This is a genomic window from Gilliamella sp. Pra-s60, from assembly GCF_009795755.1.
Taxonomy (GTDB): domain Bacteria; phylum Pseudomonadota; class Gammaproteobacteria; order Enterobacterales; family Orbaceae; genus Gilliamella.
On sequence record NZ_WTFA01000002.1, the window covers coordinates 133,946 to 147,196 of the forward strand.

General features: G+C 34.1%; 14 protein-coding genes and 1 CRISPR repeat array. Of the genes, 5 read left to right on the plus strand and 9 right to left on the minus strand.

From position 1 onward, the window contains the following. Positions 1-90 precede the first annotated feature (90 nt). A complete protein-coding gene (locus GQ596_RS02240) occupies positions 91-1,083 on the plus strand; it encodes a glycosyltransferase family 2 protein (protein WP_160400058.1) in 993 nt (330 codons plus the stop codon). A 109-nt stretch (positions 1,084-1,192) separates the two neighbouring features. Here GQ596_RS02240 and GQ596_RS02245 read toward each other — a convergent pair whose 3' ends face one another. The 7 genes from GQ596_RS02245 to GQ596_RS02275 all read right to left on the minus strand — a co-directional run bounded on the left by GQ596_RS02245 (position 1,193) and on the right by GQ596_RS02275 (position 8,097). Next, positions 1,193-2,632: a hypothetical protein gene (locus tag GQ596_RS02245; protein ID WP_160400059.1), complete on the minus strand. Its 1,440-nt coding sequence runs from the start codon at positions 2,630-2,632 to the stop codon at positions 1,193-1,195. Between the two features lie 196 nt (positions 2,633-2,828). Next, positions 2,829-3,788 carry a glycosyltransferase gene (locus tag GQ596_RS02250; RefSeq protein ID WP_160400060.1) on the minus strand — a complete coding sequence of 320 codons (960 nt, stop codon included), beginning with the start codon at positions 3,786-3,788 and terminating at the stop codon, positions 2,829-2,831. 4 nt (positions 3,789-3,792) lie between these two features. After that, positions 3,793-4,821 (minus strand): dTDP-glucose 4,6-dehydratase, encoded by a 1,029-nt coding sequence (rfbB, locus tag GQ596_RS02255; RefSeq protein WP_160400223.1) that lies wholly within the window; start codon positions 4,819-4,821, stop codon positions 3,793-3,795. A gap of 5 nt (positions 4,822-4,826) precedes the next feature. Beyond that, the gene (locus GQ596_RS02260) at positions 4,827-6,086 is read right to left on the minus strand and encodes a sigma 54-interacting transcriptional regulator (RefSeq protein WP_160400061.1); all 1,260 of its coding nucleotides are present in this window, start codon (positions 6,084-6,086) and stop codon (positions 4,827-4,829) included. Continuing rightward, positions 6,049-7,092 carry a beta-N-acetylhexosaminidase gene (gene nagZ, locus GQ596_RS02265; RefSeq protein WP_160400062.1) on the minus strand — a complete coding sequence of 348 codons (1,044 nt, stop codon included), beginning with the start codon at positions 7,090-7,092 and terminating at the stop codon, positions 6,049-6,051. Before nagZ ends, GQ596_RS02260 begins: the two co-directional genes overlap by 38 nt. Next, complete coding sequence (locus GQ596_RS02270; protein ID WP_160400063.1) at positions 7,092-7,742, minus strand: hypothetical protein; 651 nt, start codon at positions 7,740-7,742, stop codon at positions 7,092-7,094. The genes nagZ and GQ596_RS02270 overlap by 1 nt, the downstream gene beginning before the upstream one ends. A gap of 7 nt (positions 7,743-7,749) precedes the next feature. Next, positions 7,750-8,097 carry an HIT domain-containing protein gene (locus GQ596_RS02275; RefSeq protein ID WP_065626141.1) on the minus strand — a complete coding sequence of 116 codons (348 nt, stop codon included), beginning with the start codon at positions 8,095-8,097 and terminating at the stop codon, positions 7,750-7,752. Between the two features lie 386 nt (positions 8,098-8,483). On the opposite strand from GQ596_RS02275, the gene rpsF reads away from it, so the two are divergent. From rpsF to rplI, 4 genes are read left to right on the plus strand one after another with little or no spacing between them, the layout of a single operon-like run. Then, positions 8,484-8,867: a 30S ribosomal protein S6 gene (rpsF, locus tag GQ596_RS02280; protein ID WP_160400064.1), complete on the plus strand. Its 384-nt coding sequence runs from the start codon at positions 8,484-8,486 to the stop codon at positions 8,865-8,867. Beyond that, complete coding sequence (gene priB, locus GQ596_RS02285; RefSeq protein WP_160400065.1) at positions 8,851-9,159, plus strand: primosomal replication protein N; 309 nt, start codon at positions 8,851-8,853, stop codon at positions 9,157-9,159. The genes rpsF and priB overlap by 17 nt, the downstream gene beginning before the upstream one ends. Before the next feature lie 4 nt (positions 9,160-9,163). Next, positions 9,164-9,391: a 30S ribosomal protein S18 gene (rpsR, locus tag GQ596_RS02290; RefSeq protein WP_025314965.1), complete on the plus strand. Its 228-nt coding sequence runs from the start codon at positions 9,164-9,166 to the stop codon at positions 9,389-9,391. Positions 9,392-9,413: 22 nt separating this feature from the next. Further along, on the plus strand, positions 9,414-9,863 hold the full coding sequence (gene rplI / locus GQ596_RS02295; protein WP_160400066.1) for a 50S ribosomal protein L9: 450 nt from the start codon (positions 9,414-9,416) through the stop codon (positions 9,861-9,863). A gap of 134 nt (positions 9,864-9,997) precedes the next feature. Here the strand turns inward: rplI and GQ596_RS02300 are convergent, their stop codons facing one another. Together GQ596_RS02300 and GQ596_RS02305 are read right to left on the minus strand one after the other, a co-directional pair. After that, positions 9,998-10,225, minus strand: a complete 228-nt coding sequence (locus GQ596_RS02300; RefSeq protein WP_160400067.1) for a ChaB family protein — start codon at positions 10,223-10,225, stop codon at positions 9,998-10,000. Between the two features lie 271 nt (positions 10,226-10,496). Continuing rightward, complete coding sequence (locus tag GQ596_RS02305; RefSeq protein ID WP_160400068.1) at positions 10,497-12,206, minus strand: hypothetical protein; 1,710 nt, start codon at positions 12,204-12,206, stop codon at positions 10,497-10,499. A 664-nt stretch (positions 12,207-12,870) separates the two neighbouring features. After that, positions 12,871-13,138: a CRISPR direct-repeat array (repeat unit 28 nt; unit sequence TTTCTAAACCGCCTATACGGCGTTAAGG). Positions 13,139-13,251: the final 113 nt, after the last annotated feature.

Below are 13,251 nucleotides of genomic sequence, written 5' to 3' on the forward strand. Positions count from 1 at the left end.
TGATAAATAGGATTACTATAAATTATTTATTTGTATATCAAGATTTTACATAAAAAGGCTTTTAGTTAATATTTTTTATAGAGTAATTAGATGGAAATAGAAATGCCGTTAGTATCTATCATTATACCTGTTTACAATTCTAGTAAATTCATATTAGCTACGTTAGCTTCTTTAGAGAATCAATCTTATAATAATTATGAAATCATTTTAATTAATGATGGTTCAACAGATAATTCCCATAATATTTTAGAAAATTATAAAAAGAAACATAATAATGTAATTTTATATAATCAAAAAAATAGAGGAGTATCAGTTGCTAGGAATAAAGGTATAGAACTATCAAATGGAGAATTTATAACATTTTTGGATAGTGATGATACTTATTCACCAAATTATTTAGAAAAATTGTTACGTAGGCAAAAAGAAGAAAACGCTGATTTAGTTTATTGTGGTTATAATATAATTAAAAATTCAGATAAATCTACAGTTGTCCCTTGTTTGTTTAAGGAAGGAAATATCTTAAATTTTTATTTGCAGCGAAATGGGTATTTTCATTTTTCAGGTATGTTAATTCGTAAAAATATTTTGTTAGAAAAACAAATATATTTTGAAGTTGGTCGTAGTATTTCTGAGGATTTATTATTTACTGTTCAGCTTCTTAATAACGCTAATTGCTATTGCGTAAAAGAGCATTTATTTAATTATATTCAACGCCCCGATTCAGTAATGTCTTCTTCGTGGTCAAAAAATAAATGGCTTTCGGATATCAAAGGTCGTGAGAAGATTTTACTTTATCTAACAAATAATTATGATAAAAATAATAAAAAGGAAGTACTACAACTAGCTTCTGAATTCATTTTTCAACGTGAAATCTCATACATGATTGATTGTATAAAAAAATGGAAATATAAAGAAATTAATAATTATTTAATTGAATCAAATTTCATAAAAAAAGAACAACTTTTTCAAGAAGGAAAACTTAATAAAAAAGACAAAAAGAAATTTTTAATTATAAAGAAAAAAAATTATGTCATTTGGTTTTTTTACACGCTTTACTATCGGTTTCTCAGATTTAATTGGTAAGAAATTTTCTTAAAATTTTAATTTTATTCAAAATAGAAGTTTACTGTTACTAAATTCCATTTATCTTCTTTTATGGAACTCAAAACAAAAATAAACCTCTATTTTTACTTTAAAGTACTATATCTTCCAATATTGAATCAACAATATTTTCTGCAGCATTATCAATTGACAATAACTGTTCAACAACAATATCTTGATTCTTTCGATTTGGATCTGGCTCGCCATTTTTAAATCTATAAGCTAACGCTTTCGCTTGTTCAAATGTAGATACTCTATTGGTTCCATTTGCAATTAAGTTGCCATTCACTGTAAATGCAGAATGATCTTCACGTTCAATGAAAATTAATGGTTTTTTCATCAATTGATATTCCAATAACCAACTTATACCGTCCATGATCAAAATATCTGAAGCTTGGAACAATGGACCATAAGGACCTTCTCTGTAAAAATAAGTATTATCTAGTTTATTCCATTCTACAAAAAATTCTTGCACACTACGCTTAAGGTTTTCGTCTGTTATTGCTTCTAAAACTGTTACTAATGCAGGATGAGGGCTAAATACAAATTCAATTGAATTATCTTCTTGTGCCCAATTTAACATATCATTATATATATTTAAAAAAACGCTAAAATTACTCCAATTATTATCAGTACTATGATGAGAAGCCCACAATATTCTAAATTTTTTACTTTCAGAATTTGAAACAATCGGCCATTTTGGTTTGGCGTTTTTTAATGCTTTTACTTTAGGATGACCTGTTACAAAAACATTAAGCCCATTGAGTTTATCATGTTGTTCCTGCTCTATTTTAGTTTGCTGATTTGCGACAAAAAGCTTCCAACAAGAACTATGGTAATAACTAGATAAATGATTGAATCCTAATTGAACAAAATTCATAATTTCATATGGAACCAAACATAATTTTGCAAATCTTAAATTATCTGTACTGAAAGCGGGAGGAATATCATAATCCCACTGTGATTGTCTAAAAATTACATTAGGAGCCAATGTTTTAATAATATTTAAATCGTCATATGAGTTATCATTATTGAACCTCAAATGCGGTACACCTAATTGTAATAAAATATTATGGACATATTCTTCATCTTTAAATATTTGACTTCCCGGATATCGTCTATTTATTGATGCAACAATAACATTAAATTGGTTACGCTTAAGCATCTCCTGATAAATAGAAAAAACACTATCCCATGATTCAATATTGTGCACTAAAAACAAACAGGTAATCTTTTGGTTTTTATTAATTGTTTTAGTTGAAATAAGATTAACTGTTTGATTCAAATTACGAATATGGATATCTAAATTAGAGTTTTTTTCAGACAATTTATCAATTAAATCTAATTTTTCTTCTAGAAAAACCATTCTTTGCAACAATTTCTCATATTTTTCAAACCTATGAAAACATTCAGTAATCGAAGATATTTTTTGATTTAACTCATCTAATTTACAATTTATATCTAAAACTTGATGTTTAATTTTTTTATTATCAGCATAAATCTTAGAAAAAAACCAATTCCTAAATCCCATTGTAACTATTCCTTAATAAATAATAAGATATTATTCTTTTATATATTTTATTCGTATTTTTATAAATGTTTTTCAATCAAACTTAGTATTTGCTATACATATTGGTATGTAATAAAAAATATAAGTGTAATCTATAATGTCAATTAAATTAGTAGTACTCGTGATTTTTTTAAAAAATCTAAAGTCTATATAAAATCTACAGCTTCCTCCTATATTTATACAATAACGGTAAAAATCGAATAACCAAAATTTTTTTAATATCTTTAAAAGAAAAAAAAGGATTTTTTTTGCAATAAACTTGTTTATTTTCACGTATTTCTTTAGACATCTGTAAAAGAAATTGATAACGATAAGGCATTTCTAATCGATTATAATTCCATTTATAACTTTTGTATTGAAGATGACAAATTAAGAATTTTAGTTTTTCATATAAACTTTTATTTTTACAAAAAGTCATTATTTCATTAAATTCATCGCAAATACAAAATACCTTATCTTTACTCTTTATTGATGACTGATCATGTATTCGATAATAAATTAATGGAGTATCAATAAGCATCATTCTTGTTGCACAGGCATAGACTTTGAAACTAAATGCCGTATCTTGATATGATGCACCGGGTGTTTCTAAAAATTTCAGGTTATTTTTCTGAATAAATGATCGCTTATAAAGATTAGCCCACACTGATGGCCACTGTAAAAATGGAGATAAATCATTTTGAGGATTAATTAAAACATTACTTTCCATTTGATGTGAGTCAATTTTTTTAATTGAGCTATCTTTTTGCATAAAAGTAAAAAAATGACATCTTGCAATATCTAAATCATTTTCAACAGCTACTTTATATAGCAATTCAAACATATTGGGCTCAGCAAAATCATCAGATTCAACAATGCCTATATATTCGCCAACACATTGTTGAAGACCGATATTCATTGAATGACCATAACCACTATTTAACTTATCAATAATGCGAATTCTCGAATCTTTATCAGCATATTCTTGTAAAATAGCAAGTGAATTATCGGTAGAACCGTCATTTACACAGATTATTTCTATATTGGTTAATGACTGATTGATAATACTATCCAAACATTGCTGCAAATATTTTTCTACGTTATAAACTGGCACTACAATTGATACACTCGGTAACATAAATTTATCCTATTACTCCTATGTGATTTAAATACCATTCAATGGTTTTCTTCAATCCACTCTCAAATTCTTCTTTTGGCTTCCAACCTAATTGTCTTTGAATTTTAGACGAATCGATAGCGTATCGATAATCATGACCGGGTCTATCGGCAATAAATTGGATTAGGTCTTGATATCGTTTTATACCATTTTGGTATTTTGGAACAAGTTTATCCATCATTGAACAAATAAGTTGGGCAGTATCTAAGTTTGTATACTCATTATTTGCACCAATGTTATAAGTTTCGCCAATTTTACCATTTACTAAAATGGTATATAAAGCTTTAGCGTTATCCTCTACATATATCCAGTCACGAATCTGTAAGCCACTGCCATAAATAGAGATAGGTTTACCTGCTAATGCATTTAAAATTATAGACGGAATTAATTTTTCAGCATGCTGAAAAGGTCCATAATTATTTGTGCTATGAGTTATAATTGTCGGTAGGTTATAAGTTCGATGCCACACTCTAGCTAAATGGTCACTTGAAGCCTTAGACGCCGAATAGGGGCTGTTTGGCGAATAATTAGTTGCCTCTGTAAAAGGTTGTTCTAAACCGCCTAAATCGCCATACACTTCATCAGTTGATACATGAATAAACCGAAAATTATTTTTATTTTCTTCTGATAAATTACACCAATAATGCCGAGAGACCTCTAAAAGCGTAAATGTACCAATAATATTATTTTCAATAAAAACAATTGGATTTGTTATTGATGTATCTACATGGCTTTCCGCTGCTAAATGAATTACAGCATCGGGTTGATATAGTTGAAATACACGTTCCAATTCTTGCCGATTACAAATATCAACTTGTTTAAAAGCATATCTTTCACTGTTAGAAGCTATTGCAAGTGATTGCAAATTTGCCGCATAAGTTAATTTATCGATATTAATAACATAATCTCTTGTGTCCTCAATAATATACCGAATAACAGCCGATCCAATAAATCCAGCACCACCTGTAATTAAAATCTTTTTAGTATGATTCAACAAACCTACCGCCCTATCCCATAATCCCGTAACTTATTCGCTATCGCCGTATGCGATACACCTAATCTTTTGGCAAGTTTTCTTGAGCTGGGATATTCGTCGTAGAGTTTTAATAAAACCTCTTTCTCAAATTGTTTGGTCATTTGATCTAACGTTTTATTTTCAATATCGTTAGTCCAAGACAATTGCGATGGCATCGAAGTTGGTAATACGATATCTTTAGCCGTTAGTTTAGGCGTTTTCAATTGTGCCAATGTAGAATAAAGGATATTTTTAAGTTGCCTTACATTACCCGGCCATGAATAACGCTTCAAATAATCAATAGCATTATCGTCAACTATTGGTGGTGTGATGTCTTGTTTATTGGCAAATTCATTCACAAAAATACTAGTAAGTTGAACTATATCATCTTTGCGTTCTAGTAAAGAAGGTAGATTAAGCGACAACACATTTAGTCTATAATAAAGATCTTTTCTAAATTTTCCTTGTTCGACCAAATCGGCTAAATCCACTTTCGTTGCGCAAATGATTCTAACATCGACATAAACCTCGTTATCATCCCCTACACGACGAAAATAGCCATCGTTGATAAAACGCAATAACTTAGTTTGCATTTGAAACGACATCTCATCAATACCATCAAGCAATACTGAGCCACCATTGGCTTGTTCAAAAAAGCCTTTTTTGCTCTCAATTGCACCAGGATAAGCGCCTGCTGCATGACCGTATAACTCACTTTCAACGACATCATCAGGCATGGCTGCACAATTTAAGGCTAAAAAAGTCTGATCACCACGGGGGCTATATTGATGACAAGCTTTAGCCAATAAATCCTTACCAGTACCTGTTTCGCCAGATATTAATAACGGTTCTCGCTGTATAGAAAACACTTTCGCTTGTGCTATGAGTTTTTGCATAACCACGCTTTGGGTCGCAAAGATATCAAAAGCATGGCAAGCTGCCACGGTTATTTTTGATAAGTGTCTTTTTAAATAATCAATGGATTGTAAAATAAATACTGTTTTGGATGATTCCATCACCTTTTGCAATAAAAAATACTGAGAATTTAAAACAATAATCGTATCATCTTGCTCATCAATATTAACGGTATGATCAAAACTAAAAATCGATTGATAATCAAAAGGTTGTTTTAATACCAAAGCCTTATGCCCCAACAACACCTTAGCGGTATCATTACACGCAATCAGATGTTGATGATGATCAATTTCAATGATGGCTACTTGCATAATTTGCCCACTTCTCATTAAGTTTGATTAAATTATCACGGCGATTTTGCCACTTAGGATTTTTTATTAATTCAGCATAAGTGATTTTAGTACGGGTTAATAAGCATTTTGCTTTATCTGATGTTAGCGGACTAACCTTATCTAACGCCATTAATTGCTCTAAAATAGCCATCGTCCCCTGCCGATTATTACAAGCCAAAAGGAGATCACAACCAGCCGCTAATGCAGCCTGCGCTCGCTCAGCATGATTGCCCATTACTGAAGCACCTTCCATAGATAAATCATCTGAAAAGATCACCCCCTCAAACTGCAATTGATTGCGCAACACAGTTTTAAGCCAAAATGACGAACCGCTCGCTGGTTTATCATTAAAGGCAGGATAAATCACATGAGCAGGCATAATCGCATCGAGTTGTTTATTAGCAATAAGCTTCGCAAAAATCTGCATATCGTGCTCAATCAACGATTTTTCACGATGATCAACAGGCGTTTCTTTATGCGAATCGGCAATCACATGTCCATGCCCTGGAAAATGCTTGCCAGTTGTCTTCATCCCTGCAGCATGCATACCATCAATCATGGCAGAAGCAACTTGATAAGCAATATCAGCATCTTGATGAAATGAACGTGTACCAATGGCTAGACAATCATGTCCCAAATCTAAAACAGGGGCATAGCTTAGATCAATATCAAACGCAATTAGCTCCATAGCAAGAACCCAACCCGCATCAAAAGCCAAAGACTTTGCTTGTTCAAGATCATTAAATACCGCAAACGATTGCGCAGGAGGAATTGCCGTAAACCCCTCTCTAAATCGCTGAACGCGCCCCCCCTCATGATCGACCGAAATTAACAAACGTTGTGAGCTAGCTGCTCTAATTTGTTTAATTAATTCGGCTAGTTGCGTAGGGTTTTGGTAATTTCGGCTAAATAAAATTACCCCTGCCACCAATGGATTTTGTAACAACTTTTTATCATCTTGGGTTAATGTTAAACCATCAACATCAATCAACAACGGCCCCATTATTGATTATCTCCGATTTGCTTTGATTGTGTATTACTATTGGCATTACTATTGCTATCAGACGGTTTTGAAAAATCTTTCGACGCAACTCTAGTGAGAATTTCGCCACTTTTTGTTGAAAGTAATTCCATAGCTAAATCGGCATCAGCACTTTCACTTGGCACTTTATAAATTGTTGTAAAGAGGACATAATTTGCATTTATCGATTTAGCTAGACCAATCATCTTACCTCGTGATACAAGCTTGTCATCAGCCGAAATACCTAGTGATTGTTTAGCTTGGCTTATTGCTTGTTGATCAATTACCGTGAACGTGTTTTGTTTATGCATTAATTGATGCAATACATCATCAATTTTATTACTAGCCAGATAATCACCACTGCGGTTTTGAATATCACTAATTAAAAGCAATTTATTATCTGAGTCTAAAGATGATGAGGTCACTAATTTACTGATAAATGGCGACAATATTGAATGCCAATCAGTTTGTCGAACAATTTGCGGTGGCGTTTCAATCACGCCTGTATCATCAGGTTGATTAACATCAACAGGCGGTTTTACTTCGGCTTTTTGAGAGTTTCCAAGAAGATGACAACCCGCCAACAAAAAAGCTAATGAGCTAACAACAAATATACGCTTGATCTGTTTCATATTATGATTAACCTATTAATCGACCTAAATTTTTACCGCCTAATAAATGCATATGAAGATGGAAAACCTCTTGCCCTGCATCTTTATTACAATTCATAATTAAACGATAACCGCTTTCGTCAATGCCTTCTTGCTTGGCAATTTTAGCAGCAACCACCATCATATGCCCAAGAATAGCTTCATCTTCTTCTTGAATATCATTAACGGTTGGAATCAGTTTATTTGGAATAATCAACACATGAGTCGGCGCTTGGGGAGAAATATCACGAAATGCTGTCACCTTATCATCCTGAAAAACAATATCAGCGGGAATTTCTTGTCGAATAATTTTGCTAAAAATAGTTTCTTGAGCCATCAAACCTTTCCTCTTAATATATAGTTATACAAACATCTACTAATACCAATTCCATTGCGCGAAAGCATATCATATTTTACTAACAAAAATGTATAGAAATCGTTACATTTTACAACGCATTTTTACAACCACAAAAATCGGTCAGGAAAGGTATTGATTTTATTGAAGTTTTTAAAAAGGTTTTCATAAAAACATTTATAAAAACAGATACTTCCTATCAACTAAAAGCGACACTGTCTTACCAAAAATCTTGGCATATTCATTGTCAAATCCAATAACTTGATATATAATGCCCCGTCGATTTCAACCGCCTATTTTCATGTTCCTTGCTTTCAATGGGTTGCGGTTGCCCCGACAGAAAGCTGATTAATCCGTAGGGAGCGATAATGCGTCATTACGAAATAGTATTTATGGTTCACCCAGATCAAAGTGAACAAGTACCGGGTATGATTGAACGTTATACTGGTACGTTAACCACTGATGGTGGCAAAATCCATCGACTAGAAGATTGGGGTCGTCGTCAATTAGCCTATCCTATCGAAAAACTGCACAAAGCACATTATGTGTTAATGAATGTTGAAGCAACTCAAGAAGCGGTTAACGAACTTGAAGATAACTTCCGTTTTAATGATGCGGTAATTCGCAGTTTAATTATGCGTACTAAACATGCTGTAACTGAAACTTCACCAATGTTAAAAGCGAAAGATGAGCGTCGTAGCTCTGATGAAGATTTTAACGAAACAAACATGGACGATGATTCCGAAGAATAATCGTTTAACGTTATCGGGAATTGTTGTCAAAACCCCGATACGAAAAGTCAGTCCAAGTGGGATATCGCACTGCCAGTTTTATTTAGAACATGTTTCTGAACAAATTGAAGCAGAACTCACAAGGCAAGCATGGTGCGTCATGCCCGTCATAGCCAGTGGACAACATGAGTTAAGTTACATAAAAAAAGGCAGCAACGTTTTAGTTAGTGGATTTATAAGCACCCACACTAAACGCAACAAAACAAGCCAACTTGTTTTACATGCTGACCAAATTAAACTATTAGGAGAATAGCCAAATGGCACGTTATTTCCGTCGTCGCAAATTCTGCCGTTTTACTGCAGAAGGCGTTAAAGAAATTGATTATAAAGATGTTTCTTTATTAAAAAGCTATATCACAGAAAGTGGTAAAATTGTACCAAGCCGTATCACAGGTACTAGCGCAAAATACCAACGTCAACTAGCTCGCGCAATCAAACGCGCTCGTTACTTGGCATTATTACCATACACTGACAACCATCAGTAATTAGCAACAGAGGGAACATATAATGCAAATTATTTTACTCGACAAAGTTGCTAATTTAGGCAGCTTAGGTGATCAAGTTAATGTTAAAGCGGGTTATGCGCGTAACTTCCTGATCCCACAAGGTAAAGCAGTAGCAGCGACTAAAAAGAACATCGAATTTTTTGAAGCTCGTCGTGCTGAACTAGAAGCGAAACTTGCTGAAACTTTAAAAGCAGCTGAAGAACGCGTTGCTCAAATCAATGCACTTGGTAAAGTAACTATTACTTCTAAAGCTGGTGATGAAGGTAAATTATTTGGTTCAATCGGTACGCGTGATATCGCTGATGCAGTTAAAGCGCGTGGTATTCAAGTATCAAAAAGCGAAGTTCGCTTACCAAATGGTGTATTACGTACAACTGGTGAACACGAAGTGTTATTCCAAGTACACAGCGAAGCTTTTGCTAAAGTTATTGTTGATATTATTCCTGAATAATCATCCAATAATAAATACAAAAAAACCCGTTCAAATGACGGGTTTTTTTATTGTTAAAATATAAAATTTTCATGCTATATGAAAAATTAAAAGTATAATAAATTCTTAGTTAATCATATTTATCAAATAAATACCTATTTAGATACCCATTTACCCTCTTCATCTTTGTGGTAAACCTTTTCAACAGCTGCCCAAGCCACTTTAAAAGCAATTGTCTCGGGATTGCTATCATCACGCCGTTTAAGTGGATCTTGGTATTCTTTAATCGCACTATTAAACGCTTCCTTAAAAATATCCTGCGCATGTTCAGGTAAAACATGGCGCACTGAATCAGGTAAATCTTCACGTTTTTTATATGGCATATCATATTCCTCCTCATAATTTAGTTTTGAAGGTGAGAAATATTATAACACAGACTTCAAGGGGTTATCGTCTATGGAGGAAACAAAAACTTTAATAAAATCAGTATTTTTACTGACCTATTTTTGATAAAAAGAATGCGGTAAACTAAAAAAGGCGTTGTTGTGTTGGTTAATTACAACAACACCAATCTTCCCTACTACGAGGCTCCATTCTTTGCTATATCACTCTTTATTTTCACCATAAGCTATCCGCACCCTAAGGGTTAAGAACCTAAGGTGTGCTACAAACAGTATAGCTGTACCAGTAAGGAGTGAGATAGCTTATACGTCCATCACCGCCATTGACAATGAATTTAGCAACGTTAATTGATGATGTATCACTCTCACTCGTCCAGTAGTAGGAACCACTGCTTCCAAAATCAACATAATTACCTACATTACCCCACTCTGTAAAAAAACCTGCTCCTATTCGTCGCTGGTAACCGTTATGAGGTGCCAACGGGGTAGCACCCGAAATAACAGAAGCATCCTGAGCTATTAAGACCGCATTAGTTAAATCTTTTACTTGCGGCTCACGATACCCTAAACTATTACACCATGCTAAGTGGTCACTATAAGGTTTCTTTTGATTACCCCGATTGACGAACCACTTCCTCAACACAAATCCATACTTCACCTCATTACCACTACTATCCCTTCCCACCAACTCAAACGTTTGTGGCAAAGATGGACGTGTAAGTGAACTTGGACTACTTGAGTTTATTTGACTACTATCAGCTTTAGGACCATGCAACGTTACCCGTGTTACATATTTGGATTTATCCCTAATCCATCCATCAACGTCAGAATGACTTGGGTCTGAGACTGGCAACCTCCTACTCACCGTTGCGCTTATAATACCACTTGTGTTAACTGTCCAACTCAACTGACTTGCATCTAATCCAACTATATCCAAATCAAAATACAAACCATCTGAACCCGTTGACGGAAAATTTAAACCATAAGACGACAAACTTCTAGACTGAACAAAAAAACCTTTCTCAGAGCTCCATATGTTAGCAGGACCGGCATAGGATGGGGCGTCCCAAACACTAATGTCAGTACCACCATATACCAAATTCGGTCTGGCCGAACAAATAGCTACATTTTCATATGGATTAATATAATAATCCTCCATTTTTCCAATGAAAGTAGTACTATTTGGCATGCCATACTGTGTAGTTAAATCACCACCAGAACTAATTAATCTTATCCTATAAGGGGCATGACATATGCTTAATGTATCACTACGGCTAACAGCATTACCATTTTTATCCGTAAACGATACCGATATATTTCCCGATGCGGAAACACCATTTACTTCAAGTCCATCGCCATCATCATCCCCCCAATTTCCCTGAGTAACAAAATCATTTATATTGATTGAACTCTGGGATGGCGGAACAATCAAATCAATATGACTAAAGTTATTCACCGCATACGGCAATATTATCGGATTTGTCGCACTTGATTGATTCGTCGACGGCGTTAATTTTGTTCCATCTGGCAACGTAATAAACAGTAATTCATCTATATCAGTTATTCTTGTCTGACCATTATCAAACGTTAAATACGGCGCATTACCATAAATGGTATGATTTGTACTTGCTGACAATGCCTGTGAGCTCTGCGTATACGATAAAAACAATGCTGCCAAAAACAATGAGGACTTAGATAAAAAAGCTAGAAATCGTAACCTTGATAACAACCTAGCCGATAAATTCGATAATATCGCTAAGCTCAATAACTTTGATAATGGAAATAGAAATGGAGTTTGTTTTTGACTACCGTGATCTTGAAAAAGATTTAGAATATAGGACTGCCATGCCTGTTGCCTGTTGCCTGTTGCCTGTTGCCTGTTGCCTGTTGCCTGTTGCCTGTTGCCTGTTGCCTGTTGCCTGTTGCCTGTTGCCTGTTGCCTTACATCACCATGATATCGCATAATACTTATTCCGTCAATTAATTTATTGTTTTATTTGATTTTTTTATAAACTATCACTCACTTATAGTGTGTTCTTTTTAATTCTATTAAAGCTTAACTTGTCAAAAACAAATTCACCACTTTTTTTTCTTAAAGAATTGTAATTTTTTGTTTATATTAAATTTAATTGGTTGTTTTATCGTCTAGGAGTAAAAATAAAAACCTCAATAAAATCAATACATTTTCTGGCCGATTTTTTATCAAAATGATGCTTTTTTTGTTGGTGGATAGAATGGGTTAGGTGCGGTGGTTTCGGACGCTTGAACTTTGGGGGAACAAAATGGCTACAGTGCCCACGTCCGAGTCAGGGAATTAAAGCGAATTCCCTGACAACCCACGCTTTGGCTACAGAATGTGGCCTTCGGCATTACTCGTATCATCCTGATACTCGCCTCTACGAGGCCATCTTCGCTGTGCTCAGATGTTCAAATTTGTTCCAGACAAATTTGTCCTCCGCCGTCGCTCGGTCTTAACGCACCGTTTGTGGAAGCGCTCCAAGCTCGCCACAAACTCGCCAAACGTCCTGTTTGGCGTGCTAACCTCGCTCTGTTGTCGGCACATTCTGACGCCGGAATAAAACAGATAGCATAGCCGATTGTTTTTTAATTATTTGATTAACTTTACTTTTTATTAAAGCCTATACGGCGTTAAGGGTGCTATTTCAGTCCACGACAACCATCCAACATTTCTAAACCGCCTATACGGCGTTAAGGAGCGGATGACTGATAAATATAATGATAGTCGATTTCTAAACCGCCTATACGGCGTTAAGGGTAAATGATTTTGTTCTTGAGCCCTCTGCACATTTCTAAACCGCCTATACGGCGTTAAGGTGAGTGTACAAAAATCCAATAATCGAAATATTTTTCTAAACCGCCTATACGGCGTTAAGGTAGAACTCAAGATTTGATAAATCTTGTTATATAAAGATAAACAACAATTTTGGCTTTGAAAACCCTTTTTTTAAGCTTCTTTATAACACTTTGATTTTATTGAATTTTAAATT